Annotated in this window: 20 protein-coding genes and 2 pseudogenes; 5 read left to right on the forward strand and 17 right to left on the reverse strand. The window is 43.1% G+C overall.

What is annotated here, in order from left to right; translation table 11 throughout:
* Positions 1–93: 93 nt before the first annotated feature.
* From PPA03S_RS12435 to PPA03S_RS12450, 4 genes are all read right to left on the reverse strand, one after another.
* Complete coding sequence (locus PPA03S_RS12435; protein WP_062323282.1) at positions 94–930, reverse strand: carbohydrate ABC transporter permease; 837 nt, start codon at positions 928–930, stop codon at positions 94–96.
* 15 nt (positions 931–945) lie between these two features.
* A complete protein-coding gene (locus PPA03S_RS12440; RefSeq protein ID WP_062323284.1) occupies positions 946–1,821 on the reverse strand; it encodes a carbohydrate ABC transporter permease in 876 nt (291 codons plus the stop codon).
* Positions 1,822–1,910: 89 nt separating this feature from the next.
* Positions 1,911–3,233: an extracellular solute-binding protein gene (locus PPA03S_RS12445; RefSeq protein ID WP_062323287.1), complete on the reverse strand. Its 1,323-nt coding sequence runs from the start codon at positions 3,231–3,233 to the stop codon at positions 1,911–1,913.
* 674 nt (positions 3,234–3,907) lie between these two features.
* On the reverse strand, positions 3,908–4,678 hold the full coding sequence (locus PPA03S_RS12450; RefSeq protein WP_062323289.1) for an ANT(4')-I family aminoglycoside nucleotidyltransferase: 771 nt from the start codon (positions 4,676–4,678) through the stop codon (positions 3,908–3,910).
* Positions 4,679–5,276: 598 nt separating this feature from the next.
* Here PPA03S_RS12450 and PPA03S_RS33905 point away from each other — a divergent pair.
* Positions 5,277–5,519: pseudogene (locus tag PPA03S_RS33905) on the forward strand (IS5/IS1182 family transposase); the annotation flags it as partial.
* Between the two features lie 355 nt (positions 5,520–5,874).
* Here the strand turns inward: PPA03S_RS33905 and PPA03S_RS12460 are convergent.
* The 4 genes and pseudogenes from PPA03S_RS12460 to PPA03S_RS12475 form a co-directional block, all read right to left on the reverse strand.
* Positions 5,875–6,393, reverse strand: coding sequence for a GNAT family N-acetyltransferase (locus PPA03S_RS12460; RefSeq protein WP_062323293.1), 519 nt, complete (start codon positions 6,391–6,393; stop codon positions 5,875–5,877).
* Between the two features lie 81 nt (positions 6,394–6,474).
* Positions 6,475–6,825: pseudogene (gene tnpA, locus PPA03S_RS12465) on the reverse strand (IS200/IS605 family transposase); the annotation flags it as partial.
* A gap of 358 nt (positions 6,826–7,183) precedes the next feature.
* On the reverse strand, positions 7,184–11,323 hold the full coding sequence (locus PPA03S_RS12470) for a carbohydrate-binding protein (RefSeq protein WP_062323295.1): 4,140 nt from the start codon (positions 11,321–11,323) through the stop codon (positions 7,184–7,186).
* A 776-nt stretch (positions 11,324–12,099) separates the two neighbouring features.
* Positions 12,100–12,759 carry a TetR/AcrR family transcriptional regulator gene (locus PPA03S_RS12475; protein ID WP_062323297.1) on the reverse strand — a complete coding sequence of 220 codons (660 nt, stop codon included), beginning with the start codon at positions 12,757–12,759 and terminating at the stop codon, positions 12,100–12,102.
* A gap of 233 nt (positions 12,760–12,992) precedes the next feature.
* Here PPA03S_RS12475 and PPA03S_RS12480 point away from each other — a divergent pair, with 233 nt between their 5' ends.
* The gene (locus PPA03S_RS12480) at positions 12,993–13,991 is read left to right on the forward strand and encodes an aldo/keto reductase (RefSeq protein WP_062323299.1); all 999 of its coding nucleotides are present in this window, start codon (positions 12,993–12,995) and stop codon (positions 13,989–13,991) included.
* A 421-nt stretch (positions 13,992–14,412) separates the two neighbouring features.
* On the opposite strand, the gene PPA03S_RS12485 is transcribed toward PPA03S_RS12480, so the two are convergent.
* The gene (locus tag PPA03S_RS12485; RefSeq protein ID WP_082704128.1) at positions 14,413–15,384 is read right to left on the reverse strand and encodes an oxidoreductase; all 972 of its coding nucleotides are present in this window, start codon (positions 15,382–15,384) and stop codon (positions 14,413–14,415) included.
* 2 nt (positions 15,385–15,386) lie between these two features.
* The gene (locus PPA03S_RS12490) at positions 15,387–15,767 is read right to left on the reverse strand and encodes a MerR family transcriptional regulator (RefSeq protein ID WP_062323303.1); all 381 of its coding nucleotides are present in this window, start codon (positions 15,765–15,767) and stop codon (positions 15,387–15,389) included.
* 137 nt (positions 15,768–15,904) lie between these two features.
* Between PPA03S_RS12490 and PPA03S_RS34370 the strand changes: the two genes are divergently transcribed.
* Entirely contained in the window at positions 15,905–16,102 is a 198-nt protein-coding gene (locus tag PPA03S_RS34370; RefSeq protein ID WP_167666021.1) for a GerAB/ArcD/ProY family transporter, read from the forward strand.
* A gap of 171 nt (positions 16,103–16,273) precedes the next feature.
* Here the strand turns inward: PPA03S_RS34370 and PPA03S_RS12495 are convergent, their stop codons facing one another.
* From PPA03S_RS12495 to PPA03S_RS12515, 5 genes are all read right to left on the reverse strand, one after another.
* Positions 16,274–17,182: an oxidoreductase gene (locus PPA03S_RS12495; protein WP_062323305.1), complete on the reverse strand. Its 909-nt coding sequence runs from the start codon at positions 17,180–17,182 to the stop codon at positions 16,274–16,276.
* Between the two features lie 69 nt (positions 17,183–17,251).
* Positions 17,252–17,884 (reverse strand): NAD(P)-dependent oxidoreductase, encoded by a 633-nt coding sequence (locus PPA03S_RS12500; RefSeq protein WP_062323307.1) that lies wholly within the window; start codon positions 17,882–17,884, stop codon positions 17,252–17,254.
* Positions 17,885–17,988: 104 nt separating this feature from the next.
* Positions 17,989–18,561, reverse strand: a complete 573-nt coding sequence (locus PPA03S_RS12505) for a TetR/AcrR family transcriptional regulator (RefSeq protein WP_062323309.1) — start codon at positions 18,559–18,561, stop codon at positions 17,989–17,991.
* A 306-nt stretch (positions 18,562–18,867) separates the two neighbouring features.
* On the reverse strand, positions 18,868–19,884 hold the full coding sequence (locus PPA03S_RS12510) for a zinc-dependent alcohol dehydrogenase family protein (RefSeq protein ID WP_245683591.1): 1,017 nt from the start codon (positions 19,882–19,884) through the stop codon (positions 18,868–18,870).
* A gap of 247 nt (positions 19,885–20,131) precedes the next feature.
* Positions 20,132–20,434 carry an ArsR/SmtB family transcription factor gene (locus tag PPA03S_RS12515; RefSeq protein WP_062323311.1) on the reverse strand — a complete coding sequence of 101 codons (303 nt, stop codon included), beginning with the start codon at positions 20,432–20,434 and terminating at the stop codon, positions 20,132–20,134.
* Between the two features lie 675 nt (positions 20,435–21,109).
* On the opposite strand from PPA03S_RS12515, the gene PPA03S_RS12520 reads away from it, so the two are divergent.
* Together PPA03S_RS12520 and PPA03S_RS12525 are read left to right on the forward strand one after the other, a co-directional pair.
* A complete protein-coding gene (locus PPA03S_RS12520; RefSeq protein ID WP_062323313.1) occupies positions 21,110–21,643 on the forward strand; it encodes a GNAT family N-acetyltransferase in 534 nt (177 codons plus the stop codon).
* Positions 21,644–21,671: 28 nt separating this feature from the next.
* A complete protein-coding gene (locus tag PPA03S_RS12525) occupies positions 21,672–22,511 on the forward strand; it encodes a MerR family transcriptional regulator (RefSeq protein ID WP_062323315.1) in 840 nt (279 codons plus the stop codon).
* A gap of 349 nt (positions 22,512–22,860) precedes the next feature.
* Here PPA03S_RS12525 and PPA03S_RS12530 read toward each other — a convergent pair whose 3' ends face one another.
* Positions 22,861–23,580 carry a hypothetical protein gene (locus tag PPA03S_RS12530; RefSeq protein WP_245683592.1) on the reverse strand — a complete coding sequence of 240 codons (720 nt, stop codon included), beginning with the start codon at positions 23,578–23,580 and terminating at the stop codon, positions 22,861–22,863.
* A 113-nt stretch (positions 23,581–23,693) separates the two neighbouring features.
* Entirely contained in the window at positions 23,694–25,076 is a 1,383-nt protein-coding gene (locus tag PPA03S_RS12535; protein ID WP_062323319.1) for a sensor histidine kinase, read from the reverse strand.
* Positions 25,077–25,104: the final 28 nt, after the last annotated feature.

Genomic DNA, 25,104 nt, shown 5'->3' on the forward strand with positions numbered 1-25,104 from the left:
CACAATGAGAAATTTATATTTAAGGCTCAAGTGCTTGTAGTATTTGTAAAAAGGCCATCTGAACATCGTATCAGCCCACAATCTATTGATTTCTTAACCTTTGACTGCCCCTGCTGTCATACCATTTACAATATATTTTTCCAACAACAGATAGATTACTAGAATAGGTATCAGTGCCATGGTAAGACCAGCCATCTGACTTACATAATTGGTTGTATATTGCCCTGCAAAATTCTGCAGACCTAATGGCAGTGTCATCAGCTTAGGATCATTAACCAATACTAGTCCGAATACAAACTCATTCCAATTATTGATAAAGCTGAGTATAGTTACTGTTGCAATCGCTGGTCTTGTCATGGGCAGAATGATGGACCAAAAAATACGTAGTGTCTTCGCCCCGTCCATAACAGCAGATTCCTCTACGTCTTTGGGGAAAGCCTTCATAAAGCTAACTAACAAAAAGATAGCAATAGGCAGGTTAAATGCTGCATATGGAAAAATCAAAGCGCTTCGTGTATTAATCAGATTCAGCTGCTGCATAAGCAAAAACATGGGAATTAAGGTAGCATGAATCGGTACAAGCATGCCAAATAAAAAGAAGTTATAAGCCCATTTGTTTATTTTCAAATTGAATCGGGCAATAAAAAATGCGGCCAATGCTCCAAAAATGACAGTAATAAGAACCGAAACCACTGACACAAATATACTGTTGCCAAAATAATCACTGAAATTTGCTGTACTCCAAGCGTCCACATAGTTTTGAAAATTCATGCCATCTGGCAGACCCAACTTGTCTCTTGAAAACTGCTCTTTCGTTTTAAAAGAATTAATAACCATCCAGATAAGTGGATAAAGATTGATCAGCGAGTATGCTACTAATATCAAATAAATAGTTACTTTTTTTATTTTTTTTACATATCCAAGTTTCACCTCTCATCACTCCTATTAATTCGTTCTTTGTCCCATTAATTTGTTAACCATCGCAATCAAGGCAATACCGACTATAAATATAACGACAGCTACTGAACTACCATAACCAAACTGAAGCGTGTCAAATGACTTGTTGTACATGTAGATAGCCGTTACTTCCGTGGCATGAGCTGGACCTCCAAGAGTCATGACAAATATCTGATCAAAAGTCTTTAAGCTACCAGAGATTGCTAGGACAATGGCAGCAAAAATGGTTTCTTTCATCATAGGAATAATAATTTTCGTGGTTTTTGTCCATTCTGAAGCCCCATCTATCGCGGATGCCTCCAAGATCTCACCAGATATATTCTGAAGCGCTGCTAAAAATATCATTAAATACAATCCGATAAATTGCCAAATTATCGTTACACACACCGACAACATAGCGTATTTCGTATCACCAAGCCAGTTCTGAGCCCACGAATCAAGACCAATTAGTCTTAAAAACTCATTAAGCAAACCGGTTTCCGAATTATAGATCAAGCTCCATGTCAAGGCGACGACAACGGAAGAGAAGATGACTGGAATGAAGCCAACTGTACGAAAAAATTTCAGACCTCTTAATTTACGATTCATCAACAAGGCGATAAATAAAGCTATCGACAATTGACCAACAACCGAAGCCAGAATAACGTATCCATTATTCAGGAGAGAATGCCAAAATACAGAATCTCCAAACAACTTTTTAAAGTTATCGAACCCAATATAGCGCATCTCCGAGAAGCCATCCCAGCTCATAAAAGAATAGTAAAAGGAGATAAATATGGGTGCGATGGAAAACACAGCGTACACAAACAATGCAGGTGCTAACCCTGCCAACACGATCCATTTTGTATTTTTATTTGTAATCATACTGTCACTCCTAAGGAACTAAAGTAGACTGTGCGTACTACAATTCAATCTTACGAAGCACGCACAGTCGGTGCATGGTGAACGATGATCTATGGAACTTGCAATTCCTTCTGCATATCAGAAGCCAGCTGTTCTGGAGTGATCGCCCCCAGTGTGATTGCTTGTAAGCCATTGTTCAGCACCGAGATGACCGTTGCTGGCAATACCGAATCGTATACAGGCGCCTTACCATCATTCGTTGCCTCAATTACTTCCTTCGTCACTTCTGACACACCTTCTGGTATCTCAATGTTAGCTGGAATCATCAAGCCATCTAATACGAGATTCGCATACAATTCCTCGCTATAGAAGTACTTCAAAAATGCAAACGCTGCTTCTTTTTCCTCACTGCTCAGATCAGCATTCAGCGCAATACCCACACTGCTAACACCTGAGACGTTCTCCGCCCTGCCTAATCCGCCTTCCAGTGCCGGGAACCGCGCTACACCGATATTCTTGCCTTCTGGCTTCACTTCCAAGATCGGTCCTACATCCCATGATCCTCCGAAGAACATAGCTCCCTTACCTTGAATAAAGTTATCTCTCGCTTGGAAGTCGTCCAGCGTATTCATATCCTCATTGAATGCCTTCAAACTAGTCATCTCTTGGATAACGGACAATCCTTGCAGAAATTGTGGATCAGAGAAAGTGGCGCTGCCATTCAACACCTTCGTCAAATAGTCGCTTCCCGTCGCGCGATCCGCTATTGTTGACAAGTAAACTGATTGCAATACCCATTGTCCTTTGTTTCCCAGTTGGATCGGCGTTGTGCCTCCCCCAACCAGCTTGGCGATCATATCCTTGAAGCTTGTATAGGTATCTGGAAATACATCGTATCCTGCCGCCTTCAGCATATCCTTGTCATAGAAGATCAAGCTGGTGTAGCTCATTGTTCCAGGTACCGCATATTGCTTGCCGTCATGCGCATACTCTGCCATGATATCGTCAGCAATCAAGTTGCTCCAATTGGACTTGATCTCATCAATCGGCTGTAACACTCCACCTCTTGCCAGCGGCTCCAGCTCTGCTCCTGGCCAGACTTGAAGCAATTCTGGTAGTTGCTTGCCAGCTGCTTGCGTTTTCAGCTTCGTCTTGTACTGGTCATGCGTCGTCGTCTCCATCTCAATCGTAATTCCCTCTTGACTTGCATTGAAGGCTTCAACACGCGCCTTCGCCGCCTTGCCCTCGGCAGCCTCATCCGTCCAGGTGTTCCACAGTACCAACTTGATCGGGTCTTTGCTAGCGCTACCCGTACTGGATGTACCTTCGCTAGATGAACCTTGGCTTGAATTGTCTGATCCACATGCTGCTAGCATTGATATGGTCAGTAATAGAATGGTTAGCAGCTGTACCCCTTTTCGTTTTCCTAGCATTGTGATTACCCCTTCCGCTCAAATGTAAGCGCATACTTCATTTCGCTTATATTAAGTCTATCAACTAACAGAGTTTAACGTAATCCGAAAACACTCTAAAAACATCCAATATTCTTCAATCTGGGCATTGGAAAGGTTATTGCACAATACAAGAAGGTCAGTCTCATCAAGTAAACATTTTAAATTTACTGAACGATATGCTACCATCCGATTAATAGAATCTATTACTATTCAATAAGTTGGGGTTAAGCGATGAAAAAACTAATTATTGGAGGCACTGCATTCGTTATCCTTGCGTTTGGGGTTGCAGTAACGTTTGTATATTTATTCCAAATCCTTCTCGCACTACCCTGCCTGTTAGCTTAATGAAACAGATAAAGATTCTTATCAACATTGGTACCAAGTTCTTAAATAAGATACAAGGCACAACCGTTTCCTGATGGACATCAAGTCCAGTGCATGTTTCTAAAATCTCATCCATGGATGTGTCACAACCTTTATGTGAGGTTAGACTGATTGCCTAATCGGCATTTGTGTTACTGTTGGAATTTTTGCGTATCCAAGTACTAGCTTGCCCGTTTGTCTTAGCGATAGAAAAAGGCTGCCGGTTTAAAAAGTAAAAGCCCCCTCGTGATGAAAGGGGGCCTCAGTCTAATCAAAAAAGGATTTGTCGGTTAAAATGGGATTCGTTTTGTACTAATAACATAGCCATGTTTGGCTGCCCAATTCACAAGGCCACTCCAGAAATTTTCACAAGCTGAAACGATCTTTGAAGGTTCTGCTAATTCTCCAGACATAACCATTCGCGCAACATTGTCGAATCCTTCTGGACGACTTGGCAGTTCCAATGCCTCCGGTAGAACCAATGAGCCAGTCGAGAAAAGTTTTTGGTGGTGTAACCCGACTAACATGGCTCCGTATTGGGCAAACTCCACTGCCAAGTAAGGCAAGTAGGTATGGGGACCACTTAGACTAACATTTCTTAGTTTCCCAACAAACTCGTACATTTCCCCTACAAGGACTTCATTGATTGCATGACGGAAATCTTCCATTGTTGGTGATTCAGCAACTTCCTTCAATTTTGGGAAAAAGCCTTTAGGATCATACAGGCTTAGTTGGGAAAAGAACGGACCATGCGTCAACGGCCATTCCCCCTCAACGGTAGAGGCGGTTTCAAGAAGAACGTCCGCACTACAGACGTTCACTTCAGCTTTCCAAGGCCCGGCCGACCATTCATAGCTAAACTCCACGGATTCGCTTGATTCACATAGTACGCAAAACATCTCAATGTCTGAAAAAGGGCCGTCAGTACCTCTGGATACAGAACCGTAGACTCCAATGGCTAGGATTTTTTCTCCATACACCTCATGTAATCTCGAAGCAATTTCGTTGCAGGTTTGAATTCTTTCGTTTCGAGGAATATTTACTGGTCCATTCATGTGCATTAGCTCATATCTCCCTTTGATATATTTTGGTGATAGTCACTAACACATGGATGGAGGACCTCGGGCTTAACGGGGGACTTTTTGGGGATGCATTGGATTTCCTCCTACAATGTTTTCTTATAAAAATTATATCCATAGTAATTTGATTTAACAAGGTTTCTCAAAAACTTGCCGCTGCTTAAAGCGCTTTGAACCTTATCATTATTTTAAGAATCTACTTAGTTATATAAGCAATATCTTCTCCTCTATACGTTTACATATGAACTGGTGAACCATGAACCTGTTAAGCTGCACTTTGAAAAGGACAACTTCTGTCACCTGTTGGGTCTGGAAAAGGAGGTCGTGGGAAAAATACGTTTTATAGACTTGAAACTGTATAGGGGGCCAGAAGGCAGGGACAACTATTAAAAACGGCACGATTGAACTTGGCATAAGAATCCGAATTCAAAACGTGGTGTCCGCGAACCATTCTGGAAGAAGGCAAACCCCTCCGCTATACGGAACCAAACATATTAATGGGCAACCAACACTTCAGAGTGAGCGGGGAGTGAAGTAACATGAACTATTGGCGCAAGAACCAGGATCGTAGTTGCTATACAGAACATACTCCGTAAGTATTAAGTCGAACGAACATGCGGAGCAAGCAATGTTTCAAGAATATGGGAACTTTAGAGCAAAGTCGAATGAGCGCTACAAAATAGAGGCAAAAAACAGTGAATTAAAACACAGGCACTCGTACGATGTAGCGGCATTCTTGGGTCTAATCGGTATGGAGATACAAGGACCACTTGCAATATTTATAGTAAATTTGCAGCGAATATTGAAACTCAATAATGTATGAAAATAGAAAAAAGACGACTCCGTCCATCAGAAAATGGAAATAAGTCGTCTACTAAATTAGCACTCTCGCTGAGATCGATGCTCAGATCAAAGAACTGTTCCGACCCTGCCGAACAGCCTGCCAAGCTGGTGGTCGATAAACGGGATTGACCCATAATACCAATCCGGGCTCGCCGGATCAGCCCATGGTTCATGACGCCTCGCCAAGCGTCAAAGGCGGCAGCGCGTCAGTCTGATCGTCCTGTAGGGATACCAGCGTAACTGACACCACCCGCAAACACATGGATAGAAATGTAAGAACCCTCCGCTTCTGGAGAGTTCTTTTTATGAGTCCGTTCGTTAAACTACCGTTCCCTTTAGTTTATAAGTCGCAATCTTAAAATCATTAAGTCTTCATCGAAATACTGTTCATCAAACTTTAATGCATGTGGTTCTATACCGTAAACTTCAAACCCAAGCGAGACATATAAGCGTTTTGCTGATTTGTTATTAGACACAACCGTCAAATGAATCTGTTCCAACCCTTCACATTCTTTTGTTGCTCTTTCAATCAAGGCTAATAGAAGGACTTTACCTAACCCCCGTCCTCGAAATTGAGGCTCTACGTACATACCGTAAATGTTACCTTTATGTGCCGTCTTAAGCCTGTTTTCACGTGAAAAATTGACAATGCCAACTAATTTGTTACTGTCGTCAAAACATCCCATTGTAAATTGATCTTTTGTATGGTGTATCCTTTCTATAATGTGCCCCAGTGGTTTAGTTTCTTCTTGCTCATACGTTGATCCAAATGCATCGGGGTCATTTTTCAATGCACGCAACCTTACTTCTCTATACACTTGGGCATCAGAGTCATTCAACAGACGAATGTTCATTAGTCACTTCCGATCATTTATCAAATTGTTCTAAATAAAACTTGCGGATTGAAGTAAACTACCCGTTAGGTTAATCCGCCCTCAATATGGAATTAATTCAACATTAGACCGATAAACCCTCCATTCTCTCAAATGACAAAGTTCCGAATATATTTTTGTAAATGGAACATTGGGATTTTTGAAACTTATATTGTCTAAAATTTGCCGTTTCGATATTACCTTGGGAATATACTTTCTTACTGTTGCTTCGTTTAGACCCACTGTGCTCACATCGTACCCTTCTGCCCAAAACTTTCGATTTCCATATTTATACTTTAACTGGGCATGTTTTTCGAATATCTTTAGCGAACTTTTCCCCTTTAGATATCCCATGAACGTTGAGACTGCCATTTTCGGTGGAATCGCTACCAACTTGTGAACATGATCGGGCATCATGTGACCTTTTTATGGGAATGGTCATGGTGGTCAAACCCTCAATCCCTCCACCCGCATAGCGGGTGGTTTTTTGATTCGTGCGTTTCACGCACTCAACTGGCTAAAGCCATAATCAAAAAAAGCCGCTATATAGCGACTTTGAATGGAACAATGTTCTTGTCCCTCGACAATTTTATACAGATAATATGGTCGGATTGACTCCCCTTTATTTTGACATGCTAATTCTCTCTGATGCGATCTATTTATCCACAAGTCGATAACCATCATAACTTCCGGTACAACAACGCAAAACGTCCCAGCACCGAGTCTCCTTCGGTACAAGGACGTTTTTATTATTTTGTCGCCACTTGGCCGGCTACTTGCTTAGATTTGCGCTCCACACCTCAATGAGTGCTTTAAGGGTCCGATTAAGCGTTGTCTTTGCTTGATCAGAAACCTCTTCCTGCTTACTCTCTTTATTCAGCTTCTTCAGTAAATTCTCCAGATGCTTGATCCCCTGCTTCCAGTCCGGCTTCTTCTTGCTGACCGCATCGACGGCATGCTCAAAACCCTTATCCAGCTGCTTCCAGATCTTCTCGTCTAACTGCCCGGCTGAGCCAAACCATTCCAGCTGCTTTCCGATGGCTGGAGCATTAATGGGGGCAGGGAGAACCGTGAAATTGTCATAGCTCGTTTCATTCATGAACGTCCGCATGCCGACTTTGCCGTGTGTGAATGGATTGCCGCTGCGGTCCGTGTAGTCGATAATCGGCTTGTTCATATCATCGACAAACACTTGGATGCGGGCACCTTGCGCAACGACTTTCACATGCTTCCATTCATCTGTCTTCTCCTCGAGTGGCGCCCCTGTCAAATAGGTCCAGCTATAGTTCAGCTTGCCGAGATGAACGCCCTGTTTGTTCAGGTAGGCGACATATCCTTGCACGAAATCCGCATTATTCTGATTCAGCTCCTTGCCGTGAGCCGGGTTGCTCGCCCGGAACAGAATGCCTCCGTCACCTGTATCGCTAATCAGCTTGATATCGGACTCCACGCTGTAATCCGACCAATTGGCATCGCCGATCAACGTTTTCCCGAAGCTGCCGACCGCTGCTTGATATTCGCCGATATGAGCAACCTTCGGTTCGACCGGATTCTGATGAATCCGTATTCCTTTGAAGTCGAATTCGCCTTTCACGGTTTCGACCTTCAAGGTATGTGCACCTGCAGGGAGATAAATGCCTTGCTTCGTCGTTGTCGCCCAGTTCTCCCAGGTAACGGAATTCGGAATATCGACTTCACCGGTTAGATCGGTTGCATCGTCGAGCCACAGACGGACCTTCGCGCCGTCCATCGATGTAGCGGTCACGAAATCGACGTTGTACACGCCGGCCTTGGCAATATCTACGTTGTAGGCCAGCCATTCGCCGGTAGCGTTCCACCCCACATTGTAGCTGCCGCCCGCATTTCGGCGGATGTCGACCGCATCACTCCGGTATTCCGCACCGATGTTAGCGGGAGTCAGATCATGGTATCCCGTACCTTCGCCGCCTGCCTTATAATCAACAGCCTGGATAAATCCGGGCAGCACATGCGGCTTATCGAACTGGGTGAGCGATAGTCTCGTCATGTCAAACTCGCCTTTGACAATTTCGACCTTCAGTTCATGATCACCGGACGGCAGCCTAATACCGGATTTCGTCACCGACTTCCACTTATTCCAGTCGCCTGAAGCAGGAACATCCAGTATGCCTGTCAAATCAGTTGTATCATCCAACCATAGCCGGACTTGTGCATCCGTGAACGTCGTAGCTGCCCACAAGTCAAGATCGTACAGCCCCTCTTGCGCAACGTTTATGTTGTACTTCAGCCATTCGCCGGTTTGATTCCAGCCTACGATCTGATCGCCGGATGCAGCGGATCGAATGTCGACGCTATCGGTGCGGTATTTGCCCCCAATGTTCTCAGGCGTCAAATCATGGTAGCCTACACCTTCACCGCCGGGCTTGTAATGCTCGGCTTCGATGACGCCGGGTAGCGGTATCGGCTGATCCGTCCTCGTCATCGCTATACTTGCAAAATCAAATTCTCCGTAGACCGTCTCGGCTTTCAATGTATGCTTGCCTGCTGGCAGTGTAACACCGGATTTGCGCACTACATTCCAGATGTTCCAGTCACCAGTTTTCGGAATGTCTACAATGCCGGTTAGATCGGTCGTATCGTCAAGCCATAACCGGATCTGACCTCCATCGAGCGTAGTAGCTACTTTGAACTCTGCATTATAGGTTCCGGCTTCCGCTACGTCAATGTTAAACTTCAGCCATTCGCCCGTCTGGTTCCAGCCGACGTTGTAACCGCCGCTGACCGGATTGGAGCGAATGTCGACTGAATCTCCTCTGTACTGGCCGCCGATGTTTTGAAGTGTATTCTCATGATAACCGACACCTTCGCCGCCAGAGATATAGTGAACCGTACCAATCTCACCCGGGATCGGATGATAAGCGTCGTAAGCCTGCTCCTCCTCGGCAACGTCGCTCTTCACACTCCAGAAACCTTCATAGCGCTGCCAGCCGTCATCCTGGCCATCATCGAAGTTATCATAGAGAAGCGGAACGTCCGCGTGTCGGTGGAACATCAACTTGTCCATCGAGATCGTGCCCGATACGACAGCGACCTTTATGCTATGCTCACCTCCCGGCAGTTCTACCCCATTCAGCTGTGCGGTTTCCCATCCTACATCAGCAGTATTGGTTTCTCCAGCCAGCTCAAACTCGCCCAGCGGCTGTCCATCATCCAAAGTGAGCTGTACTTTGCTGCCCGGAGCTGCATCCGCATAAGAAAGATCGATATCGTATTTAGCCTTTTCCGCGATGTTCAGCCGGTATTGCAGCCATTCCTCCTTATCGAAAGCGGTGACATGTGAGGTGCTGTCATCTGCTTTGCCTGTATCCACACCATCTCCGCGGTAATTACCGTTGGTTCCCGGTGTCTGGTCGTGATACCCGACCCCATCGCCACCCGACAGGTAATGGACGGCCTCGACTTGGCCCGGTACTGGTTTTGCGGCGTCATAATCGCTGCTGCCGTTCACGTCGTTGCTGAAAGCGGCATAACCGAAATTAGCCTTCGCGTTCTCCGTGACGTAACCGATGCTACCGCCGCCAAGCATCACGCTGCGCGTCTCCTTCAGCATGCCGTCGACGTAGATCTTGAACGTATCTCCTGCCTTCTCAACGCGGATATTGTGCAGCTTCGTATAATCGTACCCTTCCGGCAGCGGGCTCTCCACCCATCCCAGATCGGCGCCGTTCACCCGGAACAGCGTCTTCAACGAATTGCTCGCTGGATCTAAAAGCGCTGTTCCGAAATTGTTATCGTCATTATAGGAGAATACGACCCCGAGCCGTTGGCCACCGGTATTGCTGGACTCAGCCAGCTGCAGGTTAAATTCTGCCGTATAGCTGCTATCGGCCGCAGCAGTGGTCAACAGTCTGTTAGTACCGGCGGCTTGCTGCCGCAAAAGGCCAGAATCAATGCTCCAGCTGACACCGTCCGCATTCGTCCACGTCGGGCTGAGTTCTGTACCATTGAACCGATCCTCGAAATCCGGCATTTCCGGATCCGGCTGTTCGGTTGCCGTCGGTCCGAGCACTGACATTTTATCCCCGTTGAACACGATCCGGTCCATTCCCAAATGGCGAAGAGGTCCGACAATGCCCTTTCCTTCGAGATTGTGGTAGATGATATAGCGGGCATCCAAGTTCGGTCCAACGACGACCGTATTATGGCCGAGACCGACTGTTGGACCTTCCGTACTGATTAAAATCGGGTTATCCGTATCACGCACGAATCCCGTGAGCGGGTTTGAGCTGACCGCGTAATCGACCCGATAGCCTTTGCTGAATACATGGTTGCCGGTATACGTCATATAGTATTTGCCGTCACGCTTGAACAACGTAGACCCTTCCGTCCAACCTTCCATGCTTGCACCTGTATTGACGCTGTTGCCGATCGACGTTGGCGTAGGCATCGTAGCCGCTAGAATTCCCGCAGCGTCTGCATGATAGAAATACCACTTGCCATCATCGTCAATGAAGACATTGCCATCGATCGAATGCCCCAAATTGCCCGTCTGCACAGTGAACGGGCCGGTTGGGCTCTCGCTGCGCAGCACGTAATGACCATTGCCGGCAGGAGAGGTATACATGTAGAAATATCCGTTCCAATAAACAACTTCAGGAGCGTAGGCTCCCTTCGTAACCGGATCGGTTGCGGCCAATCCTCCATAGCTCCAGTGGGTAAGGTCTGGAGAGCTCCACACTTTGACTCCGATATCGGTATCTCTTGTGCTCACATATAAATAATATGTACCGTTAAACTTCAGCACGTAAGGGTCGCCAAGTCCATATTGTCCCCATTCATCCGGCAGCGATGCCGGATTCTTATAGGCGAATGCCGCATTAGGGGCAATCAATAGCAGCACACACAGCACGACCGTAATACTTCGTTTTAACATCAAACTTATCACCTCATCGATTTAATTAAAACGCTTTCATATTATGATTGTATGGATCTTCTTTACCTGAAACCGATATCTCATCACCTCTATTCATACAATATATTTGTAATACATCGTGAGTATATCGGCATTTCCCAGGAAAAGTCAACATTTTGCTTCGAAATTCTTGAATAATCCAACGAAATATTTACTTTATTTAATTTAATACAGAATTATTGTATTTAATCAGAGAACGATGAAGTAGTTATTTGACAGGTGACCACACCCCTAGCGAATATAAAAAGAAGCTGTCCGCGACAGCTTCTTCAAGATCTTAGTCAATCAACCTCATCAGCCAGACTTCCTGTCAGAGCGGCAGACAATCAGGACTCATTATCGCTGCCATAGCAGGCCGTACTTTGTACTCGTTGGTGTGAACATATCAACCCAGCCGTATCCGAGTAGGTCGTCTCGAAATTATAGAAGGCTCCGTTTGCTGATGGACATCTGATCTTTCCACTTTTCCGAGCTCCTTTCAGCTAGGTTGAAGCCGGTATGCTGTAGCAATACATTGCCATACATAACCGCTAGATCTCCAGCTTCACTCAAAATGTCGCAACAGCCAGGCTACTCATGCCCTTCTATGTCTAATGGGTAAGCGGATTATGTTCTTGTCCATTCCGGTAATCCGTACAAGTTCTTAGCACACTGGTTAAGTTTCCACACTCCTGTGGCTTAAGGTAAGGCGTGGCGTGTTCACTTTATAGAAAATTAGATAATCCAAATTGCTAAGATTAATATAAGTTTTTTGAAATTTTTTGTGCCATGCACTCAATTCTAGGGATCATCAAGTTGTCATCCATCAATTTGATTTTATCAGGTTTAAACAACTGAATTTTCTTTAGATTGTAATAGTCAAATAGCACCTGATACACAGTCAAATGGTTCTCCATCAGGTACTTTACATCTAAAATGTTACTTAGAATCTCATCTTGCATAATGATAAGCCTACCATCAATCTTATTAAAAAAACCCTCTTTTATTCCTTCATCATAAAAAGCCAATTCCTGATATTCTCGTTGCTTCATGGCTTCTTTTAGTCGCTCATAGTTCTCAGGATAACTATTTTCAAGTTCCCTTAAGAAAATGTCTGTGATGAACTCTTTTAATAAGATTGTTTGTTCAAATGTTTGCTGAAATCGCTGAACAAATACTTGATCAGCATCAGAATCTTCAATAATTTCGTGGATGTATTCGACAAATGTACTCACAATAAACGAAATAATATCTTCTTTGGTAGAGAAATATTTATATAAAGTCGCCCTGCTTATATCCATAATCTTTGAGATTTCATCCATTTTCAAACCTTGAAACCCATTTTTTCTAACGTGGAATAACAATCTATTAGTAAGCTTTTGCCTCATCTGATGTTGTTTTTCAATCTGCCGTTCCATCTAACTGCCCCCTTATAAATTATATTATATCTCATAATCATCATTTTAAACAAACTATACTAAATAGACATTTTATATACTTTTTGTTTACTTTATTCAACTCCCATGATATTATGTTTTTTGTTCCTATGAATAACAGTGATGAAAATTCATATTGAACGAGCTAAGATTGGATACCTTTTTATCTAGGCTTTAAACACTTAGGTGATAGAATTATTTAAGGAGGAACAAAAATGCAAACCCGAAGTCTTGGTCAACAAGGTTTAAAAGTCTCTTCTATTGGTTTGGGTACGATGGGGATGACAATGGCATACGGTCCTTCAAATGAAGATGAAGCAATAGCAACTATTCGTCGAGCTTATGAGCTTGGAGTTAACTTTTTTGATACGGCAGAATTATATGGATATGGAAATGGTCACAATGAACAGTTGCTGGGTAAAGCTGTAAAGGATTTTCGTGACAAGGTAGTACTGGCTACCAAGTTTGGCTTTGATATGACAGCCGAGCAGATTGGAACACGTTTTAACAGCCGGCCAGAAAATATTCGTAAGGTAGCTGAGAACAGTCTTCGCTATCTGCAGACTGATTACATTGATGTGTTCTATCAGCATATCCCAGATCCCGATGTTCCTATCGAAGAAGTAGCGGGGGTCGTCGGAGACCTTATCAAAGAAGGCAAAGTTAAATATTTCGGTTTGAGCAACACGGGTTCAAACACAATTCGTAAAGCTCACGCGGTTACCCCGGTCTCTATGCTTCAGACTGAATACTCGATATTCGAACGCGAGATTGAGGACAACAATATACGAAAGACATTGAATGAACTCGGTATAGGTTTAGTGCCTTACGCTCCTTTAGGCAGAGGGTTCCTGACAGATGCTGTTAAACCAGCCCAAGAGTACGCGGAAGACGATATGCGCCGTTACGACGAGCGCTGGCAAGGCGAAAATTATATTTACAATTTACGAGCAACGGAACAACTTAATGAACTGGCTTCTAACAAAGGTATTTCTGTAGCTGAATTGGCACTGGCTTGGCTTCTCGCCCAGGGAGAAGATATCGTTCCGATCCCGGGCACACGAAGTGCTAAGCGGGTTGAGCAAAACGTTGCTGCTGCTAACGTTAAACTTACAGAAGTTGATCTTCAACGTATTAAAGAGATCCTTCCACACGGATCAGCCGGTAGCCGGTATCCAGCTGGAATGATGGAGAATTTCACAAGAGATTCATAATTTTTATAGAAAATTAAAAAGATGAATAAAAAACAGCTAACTAAAGACATAGTCATAGTTAGCTGTTTTTTTATCAACACACTTAAAACTCAGTATCATCCTGTTCGAAAAATCCTATAAACTATATTTCGCTTTTTTAATACCTAACCGACCGTGTTTAACCTCTCGTCGTGTCAGTTGTCCCATATCAATGTGAACATCTTCATGTATTATGGTACTTAATGAAGTTCTAACTGCATGTGCTCTATGTTTAGCTATGCATCTAAATCGGCAATCGGACCATGTTCTTGTCCCTTGACATCTATAGAAAAGCTTTAAGGCCATCCATCCTCTTCCGGGATGGCCCTTTCTTTGCTTAGGTTCGCCATTAGTTTCATTGATTAAGATTATTCCTCGGACATTTTCATCAAACCTAACTTTTCTAGTCCTTAAATTCCATGCGGGTCAACTTCTCGCTGATTTGCCAAAGTCGTTCCGCAAAATCCGGATCAATCGCCCAAGGAAATACACCTGTTAGCTTTTGGCTCAGTCCTTGTGGAGCTTCTGCCGTAATGACTTCGGCAATATCAACATCTAAGCAGAAAACGCCGCCTTTGTCCTTAAGTTGAGGACTGGTCGCGCACCACACGCTAGTAGCAGCACCTTGTTCAGTGGTCTTTAATTCTCCAGTTGCTGCAGCCCTTTCTTCTTCTGACATAAAACGTACTAAATCGGTCATAATTCTTCCTGGATGTACGGAAAAGGCACGGACACCATACTCATAACCACGCTTGTCCAGTGCAACGGCGAATAGCGCGTTTGCTGACTTGGATTGGCCATAGGCCTTCCACTTATCGTAATCCCTCCTTTCAAAATTAGGATCCTCAAAATCAACGCCACCGAAGCGGATACCTGTAGAGGAAACAGATACAACCCGGGCGTTTTTCGCCTTTTTCAAGGCGGGCCATAGCATTAACGTCAACTGAAAGTGCCCCAAATGATTAGTTGCAAATTGGGATTCGTAGCCTCGCTCGTCACGTACTAGCGGAGGTGCCATGATACCCGCATTATTGATCAAAATATCCAGCTGTCGTCCAGAGTCCAGAAACCTTTGCGCGAATGTCTCGATAGAAGCAGGTTCGATTAGATCCAACTCTTCTAACTCAACTCGAGGGATGCCTACAACCGATGCGAGAGCTTTCACTGGTGTACGGGCAGGAACAATGACTGTCGCTCCTGCATCAGCTAAGGCGCGGGTTGTTTCCAGTCCGACCCCTGAGTATCCCCCAGTTACAATGGCGACTTTCCCATTCAGATCAAAGCCTTTGAGTACTTCCCGTGCTGTTGTTTGCGACCCAAAGCCCGAATGGATTGGTTTTTGAAGTGTAACTTGATAGTTGTTTGCTTCTTTCATGTTCATTCATCTCCTAGTCCTGATTTTTTCATTAGGTCCTTAAAATGATCCAGTTTATAATTCACCAATTCCAACGTTGCTTTTATTTCTACCATTTGCGATTCAATTTCGTGTTTATGCTTATAAAGTAAATCATAACATCTCTCATAATTTTGAGCAGTTGCCATGGTCAGGTATTGTTTAATTTCCTTAAGCGGCATGCCGGTTCGTTTGAGATGTGAAATAAAGATTAGTCGTTCGAGATGGATTGTGCCATATTCCCTCTGCCCGTTTTCCTTACGCTTCGTAGGCGGCAGGAGGCCAATCTTCACATAATACCGTATCGTATCGTAACTTAATCCTGACTTTTCCAAAATCTCTGCGATGGAAAACATAGAATCCATCTTATCCCTCCCTTCTAATTTCAGTTAAGCTGTTTCGTATCAACCGCACCTGTATCTTAAAATATGGAGTTTACTCCATGTCAATGCTTGGTTGTCTGCACTAATAGCACCTATCACGGGAATCGTTAGTTTGGGTGATGATCGAGCTTGCGAAACGGTATCCAGGTGAGACTATTACTCATTACAGTTCGAAAATCCTCGGTAAGGGCCTGGGAAAATTAGTGGTAGCTAACTATGTATATTATTGGTTTATTTCTGTCTCAACCATTACGATGCGCGTATATGAATCAACTCTTTATCTTGGGATGGCTCCTTCCATATTTAAATCATCCTAAGATAGCATACAAAGTTTCGTATATAACGAAAAAGGAGCAGCTGCAAACCAGCGAACTGCTCCATGCTATTTTGAATTAATGTCTCCCGTTTGCGTAATGACCTGGCATATGTGATACGGTTCATCTTAACGGTTCTATGAGCGAAAAAAAGGATCCCTCTTTGATAGTTTTTTACAAGTCATAATGTACTCCGGTTAAATTCTCGGATAGTAACCAAAGTTTTTCCGCAAGCTGCACATCCAATGCCTTTTTGGGGAAATCTACAAACTTCGGTTTCTTAGCCTTTAGAGGATTCATTCCTAGCCCTACGTAAATATCTCCGGTGATTGTCGAATCCGTCGCCGCAATAAGTGATGGCCAAGATGATTGATCAGGAGGAGTTCCAAATATTTTCATTAATAGCAGTCCAAATGCTTTGGTTCCCTTCGGTGCGTTTCTCCCGATTCCTGTAGGACTTGTACCAGGATGTACTGCTATAGAAGTGATACCCTTCTTCTTCGCACGTCGATTTAATTCTCGGGCAAACAGTATGTTTGAAAGTTTCGAGCGATTGTATCCTGCCATTGGTCTGTATTTCTTGTCCATTTTTAAATCAGAAAAATCTATATCACCCATTTGAGCTGACTGTGCGCTAACTGTAACGATTCGACCGTGGTTCTTTTCAATTAACGGCAATAACAGACCTGTCAACGCGAAGTGTCCAAGATGATTGGTTCCAAAGTGCATCTCAAAACCATCGGCCGTCAGTTCACGAGTGGGAACTGCCATTACCCCGGCGTTGTTTATAAGGACGTCTATTCCTTTCACTTTCCCGTGGATCGTGTCGGCAAAGCTTCGAACTGACTTCAGATCAGCCAAGTTTAATGGCTCCACTGTTACATCTATATTTGGTGCCGTTTGTTTCATCTTTATGATTGCTTCTTCGCCGCGCCTAGGATCACGGCTTCCAATGATCACTTTGGCACCGTGCTTCGCTAGCTCTAATGCCGTATAATAGCCTACCCCGCCATTGCCTCCCGTCACGATAGCGGTTTTTTCTCTTAAGTTTGGGAGATCGTCAGGCGTCCAGTTTAGTCTCATGATTTATTCCTCCGAAGGCTTATATTTTAAAATGTAATTGGGTCATTACTACATGCAAAGCTGTTTCAGTCAGTCGTGAATAAACGAGGATTGTTTAATATACCGAGCATGTTCGACTGAATCGATCATGAATCTAGCCACATCGTCACGAGAAATTTTAGCTAACATGGAAGGAGTAAAAGCACCGTGCTCATATCGCCCTTTGCCCGGCTGATTGGTGAGCCTTGAAGGCTGAACGATAGTCCAGTCCAATCCACTTTTCCGCACAATACCATCCTGCCTTTCCTTATCGTAAAACTCTCGGAATGTTATTAAAGAAACTAGTTTTACAATCATTCTCATCCCAATTCCGAGCTGATTCCTGCTTTCTCTGCTGGTTCCAAAGCCCGTAAGAACGACCAGTCTCTTTACTTTATGCCTTCTCATCGCGTTCACAATTGAACGAGTCCCACGTAAGCATAGATCTGAAGGGCTTCCTGCTGTGGCTCCTAAAGCTACAAACACCGCGTCTTGCCCCTCAACAGCCGATCCTACATCCTCTTCACTAAATACATTGCCTTCTACAACTGTTAATCCCTCCCGGGTAAATGGGATTCGATCTGCGGCACGTACAAAGGCTTTTACGGTATGTCCCTTGTTGATCGCTTGGTCAATTAGCTGTAAGCCTGTACCCCCGCTAGCTCCAAAGATGGTAAACTTCATTGTTCTTTGCCTCTCTTTTATCTATAGTGTACCATTAATAAGTGAATATTCATTTATTAATGGTGGAAAGAACAGCGATGCTACGCATCGCTTAAAATACTTTTCTATGCCTTAATAGCGTCCCAACTCATCTTGATGGCAGAATCTAATTGTTTACTATTCAATATGGTCCCGTTCTTCAAATGTGCTTTCAACAATTCGGCTATGGGCAAGATGGAGTAAACAACTAGCATGTTAATATCCTCCTTCTTCAAGATCTCCTGTCGGATGCCGGCTTCAAACATCTCGAAGATCGGTTGAAACTGACTTGCCGTATCCTCTAGGCACCATTTCTGGGGCAAAGGCGAATTCATTATTTGCTCCAGAAACAAAAAATATTCTTTGAAGGATTGAATAAAATCAACATAGTTGCGGATGATAGCCTCAAATCGTTCGTATACTGTTCGGGTATGATCCACTCCCTGAAACATTTCCTCGCTCATCTTGCCTTTAATCTTCAAGTAGGTCTTGTAGAGCAGATCCTCTTTGTTCTCATGGTAAATATAAATCGTCGCTGCCGATACACTCGCTCTTTTGGCAATTTTTGATATCGACGTATCAGAGAAACCGATCTCATTAATTAGCTGTATGGTCGCGTCAAATATTGCTTCGACTTTGTTATCATCTCTATATCTCATGAATCAATAATAAACGATCGTTTATTTATTGTCAACGTTAAGGTATTGCTTGATTGGTTAGGGCTTTTTCTTTACCCGCCCCCAAACTTGACGCCCATAGAAAGAATCTCAGCCTAAAAATTCGCTCTGCTTGTGATACGGTTCACCTCGCATGACCTTAAAGTAACCTGCCCCTTAGTTGAACAAAAACAGCTGATTAATGTAATCAGCTGCTTTCTTAATTGTATTGAGCTATCGTTTGCCGTTAGTGTAACCCAAACCATAGGCAACTTCTAAGACCTGTCGCCACAAGATCTCAAGAATTCTTTACTCTGACACTTTAATTACGATCTTACCGAACGCTCCGCGTCCCAAGTGCTCATATGCTTTAATGGCTTCATCAAAGGAATAGACCGTATCGATCACCGGATTAATGTTTAATTCATTAAAAGCCTTATTCATTTCATCAAAAGATTTACGATGCCCTACATAGATTCCCTGTACGCGAGCTTGTTTCGCTAACAAAGAGAACAAATTCACTTCTGCTGTCATACTCTCTAAAAATCCTACAATAAAGATATTCCCTTGCAGGGCTACTGCATCAATAGAGCGATTAATACTGCTCCCCCCAACAACTTCAATGATATGTTGTGCACCTTCACCGTTCGTAAGTTTTAACACCTCTTTCTCCCAATCCGGTGTTTTTACATAGTTGATAATTTCTTTTGCACCAAGCTTACGTACTCGTTCGCCTTTCTCATCACTGCTTGTTGTTACAATGACTTTCGCTCCCAGTGCTGAAGCCATTTGAATAGCGTAAATAGATACGCCACCCGTTCCTTGAACTAGAACCGTGTCGCCCGCCTTAATCTTTCCATACTCCACTAGAGAAAACCAAACTGTCAGGGCTGCAATAGGGAGTGTAGAAGCTTCTTCATCTGTCATATTTGATGGTGACATTACCGCTGCATCCTCATCAAGTAGCACATACTCAGCAAGTCCACCGTTGTTTGGTCCGCCAATAGCAGTTGGAGCATAGTCTTGGCTCGGTGCACCATCAATCCATTTGGTATATAGGTGAGATACAACTCTGTCTCCATCTTTAAATCGAGTAACTTCAGAACCTACGCTTACCACAACCCCCGCGGTATCAGACACGGGTACAAATGGCTTACTCATCAAGTCCGGTAAGTAATCACCGTCCATGATTGATTTATCACGAAAATTTAGTGAGACTGCTTTTACTTTCACTAAAATTTGTTTGGGGCCAGGATTAGGAACTTCTAAGTCAACCAATTTTAAATTTTCGAGCCCTACGCCTTGTTTTTGCCATGCTTTCATCATTATTATCTTTCCTCTCTATTCTTGGTTTTATTTAAAAGGGAACGAAGGTTTACTTTAAACATTTGTGTAGCCTTTATGCCTTTATGCCTTTATGTGAACCAAACATAACAAGTTTCACCCCCTTTCAAATTCAAACACATTGTAATATTGCAAAACGTCAATATGTTAATTTAAAAAAATTTACACTTTGCAAATTGTCAAAATGTACTCCGAAGAAAAACTGAATTCCTCAGAATTCAGTTTACTATTAGGTATTCTTTTTTAAGAATAAACCAATTTGATCAATAGCATCTTCATTTCTTTTGTAATACGTCCACTTTCCTAAACGAGTGGCGCTAATTAAACCGGCTCGCTGCAACATCGACAGATATTGAGAGGCTGTAGATTGATTCATGTTTAATTTTTTTGTAATTTGACTTACGCAAACCCCCACATCAACTAAATCAATCCCTTCTTGGGGAGAAAAGTTAGCTTTAGGATCCTTCAGCCAATCTAATATCTGAAGACGTGCTTCGTTAGACAATGCTTTAAAGACTTCAATTTGTTCCATATTGCTTATTATATAGTCATATTGTAAATTGTAAATATGTTATTATTTACCAAGTGTAAGGTGCTCACTCATAAAATCGAACTTATGGTTTATTGGCTTACATCGGCAGTCAATAAACTACTCTTAAAATTTAAAGTCAATCTTTATTTCCATTATACTAACCTGCCCGTTAGCTTAATGAATTAACGAGGAAAAGAACCGTTTAGTTATATGTCTAATCGGTAATCGGCTCATGTTCTTGTCCTTTTCGGCAATCCTGTACGAACACCCTCTACTGCTACTGAGGATTCCGTAAAAAGATTCTAGCCATATATATAGATCAAATGAGTTCTTTTTTATAAATATCTAAGCAAATATTTACCTTTATCTTCTGAGTAAAACTTATACACATTACTTAGACTAGACTTTAGGGTGGTATGTCTAGTGTGAATTGCCTCTTGTCACATGTGAGGTTAAATATTCACTTCTACTCGGTTTACAGCACTGGCTAGAATATAAGTATGAAGTGAGAGCTTATTTACTTGAAATCGTCGGTTCCAAAATCACATAATGACATCTGCAGCCCTGCTATATCGCTTGTTGTTATTCCTCCGCTTGACTCTGGTATAATGCCAGGGTTTATCGTAATTCACATCAAGTCGTTAAGTCGTTATACAAAAACCAGGGGGAACACTTATGACATTAAATCAATTTGATCAAGTATTTTCAATTATGAAACAATCCTTTCCTGAATCAGAGTATCGAGAATACTCGAAACAGAAGGAGTTGCTGGCTAATTCACATTATCGACTTTTTACAGAAGTGAACGAGCAGAATGAAGTAATTGGCTTTTTGGCTGCTTGGGAATTTGAAGAATTTAGATATGTTGAAAATGTAGCAGTGTCTCCAGCCATTCGCGGAGGTGGTATAGGTAAGAAGATGATGAATCATTTCATGCAGCAGTCCGACAAACCCATAATTTTAGAAGTTGAATTGCCTGAGAATGAGCTAAAACGCAGAAGAATTGGTTTTTATGAAAGACTAGGGTTTCACTTGGAGGATTATGCATATGTTCAGCCAGCACTTCGTGTGGGGCAGGATGCCTTACCTCTTCGGATCATGAGCTACCCAGCACGAATGACGTCAATTGAATTTGAAGCGATGAAGAAAATACTGTATAAGGAAGTGTACGGTCTTTCCGACGCTCATGTGTACGCATTGAATAGATAAGTGGAGATTGAAAGGAAATCAATAATCAATGAAAAACGATTATAAAATTAATGAGATATCGAAGCTTTACGGCATAGGTGTTGATTCACTTCGTTATTATGAGAAGTTGGGCTTGCTTACTCCTCGTCGAGACAGCAATGGATATCGCCTGTATGGTCTTCATGATATGTATAAATTGAACATCATACGCGACCTGCGGCAGTTGGACTTCACGATGCAACAGATAAAGTCGTATCTCGATCACCAAAGTGTTGAAAACACGCTTGAATTGTTATTCAAGGAACAAAGGCTAATTCAAGAACAAATCGCCAAGCTTGGAAAGACTCAGCAGATCATCCAAGGTAGAATTAAGGTACTAACTGAAGCTACACAAATGAAGACGGGCATTTTCTCTATCAAAACATATTCCGAAAGACCATGCTTGCAACTCAACACACGAATCACCAGGGATGAGGAGATGGATTACGCCATTAAGAAGTTGCACCAGATGCATAAAAATCATATCCTGGACTTCGGCAATCAGTTGTACGGGGCATCGGCCTCACTTCAGGATTTGAAGCAAGGTATAAAGGATGTATTTAATTCGGTTTTCTTCATATTTAATTCTGACGAAGCTGAGCTAATTGATCCCGACTATGCCCTGCCTGCTGGTGAGTATTTGTCGCTCTATTATCGGGGAGATTATCGTCAAAGCTATGAAAGAATGTTGGACATTATCACTTATGCAAGCGAACAAGAGCTACGTATTCTAGGAGACCCTTTTGAAATTTATGAAATTGATAATCGAGATACCGTTGTTACTGATCAATTTTTGACCGAGATTCAAGTACAGGTTTCCGCTGACTCTGGCTCTGAAAATAACGCATAAAAAAGAGGGTATAATCCTTTCTCGATAGCAAATAAGAAAAGTAACATTTTTTCCTCCCGCTTTTTTAGATAACTCATTTTATCTATATCACTAGAGTATTTTGTTCAGCTAACCTGCCCGTTAGTTTAATAAACAGATAAAATATAATATTCTAATCGACATTGATACCAAATCCAAAAAAAGTTGTGTATGGCAAAATTGTACCATGTCTATGTTTTTTCAAGAGAAAATCTGTCAGCTCGATACCATTCTATAAGCGAGTCTATAAACGAGAAAATACCTGCCCCTCTCCCGGGCAGGTATTAAAGGTGAATCGTATGAATGGCTTACCAACATCGATCACTAAATATTAGTCCAGAAGGCTGTAGATCTGAATGCTCTCCACCTTGGCATTCTTGATATGAAACGACATCACATCCACATAATTGGATGGCTCGTAACGGAAATCATCCTCCTCATCAGGGGCTCCATCACCAAGCAGTTTTCCCTCAGGATAGGCCGTTTTGAGTGTGTCCAGGCTGTCTCCTACTTTAATGTTTCGCGCTGTCGCGTACTTAGGATCTGTAATTTCGATATGAAAGATGGAGTCTTGTTTCCCCTCCGGTATACTGATTGTTTTAATCTCCAGACCAGGATATGTGTATACTTTTTCCGTGAATCCAATTAAAGTATCCATATTTGTTCCATCATCTGCAGTATACGTATGAGATTTCAGGTTATCCGGTTTGCCCAGCATCTGTTCCATCTGATCTTCATTCGCTGTATCCGAAATCGCAATGGTGTGCTCATTATAGACAAAAGCAAGCTCCTTCAGCACCACATTGCCTTCCTTCTCCATCGAACCTTCCTTAATAACTTCAGCACTCTGACCTTCCGAATTTTCTGAAGCAGGCGAAGTAGAATTTGATGCTCCTTCGCCTTTGGCCTGTTCGTCGGGCGTGTTTTTTTCAGCCAAGTTCTGCGCCGCTTCTGGCGACTTGGCACCATTGGACTGACAGCCCGTCAGTGCCATCGTTAGTAAAATACTCAGCAGGATAACAGCTGTGGCTTTGTTTATCCATTTCATCATGATCCCTCCATAAATGTGTGATTTCTTCTTATGAAGTAATTATAAAAAAAACATTTGTTAGTCTCATAACAGAATTGTATCAATCTTGTAACGTTAACTATTTACGAGCGTGGTTACGCACGGGGTAACACAATCGTAACGGTCGTTCCTTCCCCGATTTGACTTTCCATGTCGATATATCCATTAAACCGCTCTACAATCTCTTTGCAAATAGAAAGTCCAAGACCTGAACCGTTCGCTGTGCTTGCATTTTTCGCCCGGTAAAAGCGTTCCTGCACTCTCTCCAGCTCATCGCCCGCGATACCGATACCTTGATCACGTATCCGTATAACTACCTCGCTTGGCGTATGTTCCAACTTTAATTCGATTAGCGATGGACTGCCTGAATATTTGATGGCATTGTCCACAAGGTTGGCGATCGCATGGGACATCAGCATTGGATTCACGTTGGCGTGGACTCTCGTCAGAAGCTTATCCTCCGGTTCCGCTTCCGCCTCCCTGAACATAATCTCGATTCCTTTATCTTTGGCCTTGGCACCCATACTCACTGCGACTTGCTGAATCAGTTCGTTCATTTCCGTCTTCCGGGCTTCCAGTTCGTTAGAACCAGCCTTGTCGAATCGGGATAGCAACAACAGTTCATTAATCAAGCGCGTCAGCCGATCCGATTCCTGCAGCAGATGAGCATAGACTTTTTGCAGCTCTTTGTTCTCGTTCTCCCCTTCATACAAATATTGAGAGAAACCACGAATTGCTGCCAAGGGTGTTTTTAACTCGTGAGATACGTTAGAGACAAATTGTTTCTGGTACTGAATGTAATCATGAAGCTGCCGCCCCATGGAATCCAGCCCGTCTGCCAGCATGCCCAGCTCATCCTTCCGGTTTAGATGAACTCTCCGAAACTCCTGTCTAGAGAAACTTTGCGCAGCGCCAAGCAACAGCTTAATCGGCTTGGTTGTGTTGCGGGCAATCCACAGACTGGATAACGTAATCAGTACAATAAATCCGCCTGCACCGACAAACAAGATATAACGGATTTGATCCATGATCGCATAAAAGTAGGAAATGTCCTCCACGAACTCATACACATAAGCGTTTTGGTAATATTGATCCTGAATGGGAGTGGCAAAATAAAGCAGATGATCTTCCGTTACGGAGTAGGCATAACTGCCGCTCAGGGCTTTCTCAATATTCTTTTCAAAAATAAGAGGTTTCCCATCATTAATGATGATGCCATCCACAGCCAAGCCCAGCAACTGCTTGGAGCTATCATAGATACGCACTTCCTTGCCTGAAGCTTTCAGCTTCTCCAGAGCAAGTCTGACGATTTCTTTTGTCTGCGGCTCTCCTGTCGATGATCTATGCTGTGCCAACACCTCACGGAAGGACAACTCGGACAGATCCGCCTTCTCCATCATCTGTTTTTCAATGGTAATGAAGCTGTAGTAATCGATGGCTTTATTCACCGCAAAAATGATGATGCCAAAGGACAGCACGGAGAAAAATAAATAATTCAGCAGTAAC

The organism is Paenibacillus pabuli NBRC 13638, from assembly GCF_001514495.1.
Classification (GTDB): Bacteria; Bacillota; Bacilli; order Paenibacillales; family Paenibacillaceae; genus Paenibacillus; species Paenibacillus pabuli.

Excerpts from the sequence above, each read along its gene's own strand:
- PPA03S_RS12500 (WP_062323307.1), bottom strand. The coding sequence starts at position 17,884 with ATGAAGTTTACCATCTTTGGAGCTAGCGGGGGTACAGGCTTACAGCTA.
- PPA03S_RS12510 (WP_245683591.1), bottom strand. The coding sequence starts at position 19,884 with ATGATGAAAGCATGGCAAAAACAAGGCGTAGGGCTCGAAAATTTAAAA.
- PPA03S_RS12445 (WP_062323287.1), bottom strand. The coding sequence starts at position 3,233 with ATGCTAGGAAAACGAAAAGGGGTACAGCTGCTAACCATTCTATTACTG.
- PPA03S_RS12460 (WP_062323293.1), bottom strand. The coding sequence starts at position 6,393 with ATGAACATTCGTCTGTTGAATGACTCTGATGCCCAAGTGTATAGAGAA.
- PPA03S_RS12480 (WP_062323299.1), top strand. The coding sequence starts at position 12,993 with ATGCAAACCCGAAGTCTTGGTCAACAAGGTTTAAAAGTCTCTTCTATT.
- PPA03S_RS12525 (WP_062323315.1), top strand. The coding sequence starts at position 21,672 with ATGAAAAACGATTATAAAATTAATGAGATATCGAAGCTTTACGGCATA.
- PPA03S_RS12490 (WP_062323303.1), bottom strand. The coding sequence starts at position 15,767 with ATGGATTCTATGTTTTCCATCGCAGAGATTTTGGAAAAGTCAGGATTA.
- PPA03S_RS12495 (WP_062323305.1), bottom strand. The coding sequence starts at position 17,182 with ATGAGACTAAACTGGACGCCTGACGATCTCCCAAACTTAAGAGAAAAA.
- PPA03S_RS12520 (WP_062323313.1), top strand. The coding sequence starts at position 21,110 with ATGACATTAAATCAATTTGATCAAGTATTTTCAATTATGAAACAATCC.
- PPA03S_RS12470 (WP_062323295.1), bottom strand. The coding sequence starts at position 11,323 with ATGTTAAAACGAAGTATTACGGTCGTGCTGTGTGTGCTGCTATTGATT.
- PPA03S_RS12475 (WP_062323297.1), bottom strand. The coding sequence starts at position 12,759 with ATGGAACGGCAGATTGAAAAACAACATCAGATGAGGCAAAAGCTTACT.
- PPA03S_RS12530 (WP_245683592.1), bottom strand. The coding sequence starts at position 23,580 with ATGATGAAATGGATAAACAAAGCCACAGCTGTTATCCTGCTGAGTATT.
- PPA03S_RS12505 (WP_062323309.1), bottom strand. The coding sequence starts at position 18,561 with ATGAGATATAGAGATGATAACAAAGTCGAAGCAATATTTGACGCGACC.
- PPA03S_RS34370 (WP_167666021.1), top strand. The coding sequence starts at position 15,905 with ATGATCGAGCTTGCGAAACGGTATCCAGGTGAGACTATTACTCATTAC.
- PPA03S_RS12485 (WP_082704128.1), bottom strand. The coding sequence starts at position 15,384 with ATGAAAGAAGCAAACAACTATCAAGTTACACTTCAAAAACCAATCCAT.
- PPA03S_RS12440 (WP_062323284.1), bottom strand. The coding sequence starts at position 1,821 with ATGATTACAAATAAAAATACAAAATGGATCGTGTTGGCAGGGTTAGCA.
- PPA03S_RS12515 (WP_062323311.1), bottom strand. The coding sequence starts at position 20,434 with ATGGAACAAATTGAAGTCTTTAAAGCATTGTCTAACGAAGCACGTCTT.
- PPA03S_RS12450 (WP_062323289.1), bottom strand. The coding sequence starts at position 4,678 with ATGCACATGAATGGACCAGTAAATATTCCTCGAAACGAAAGAATTCAA.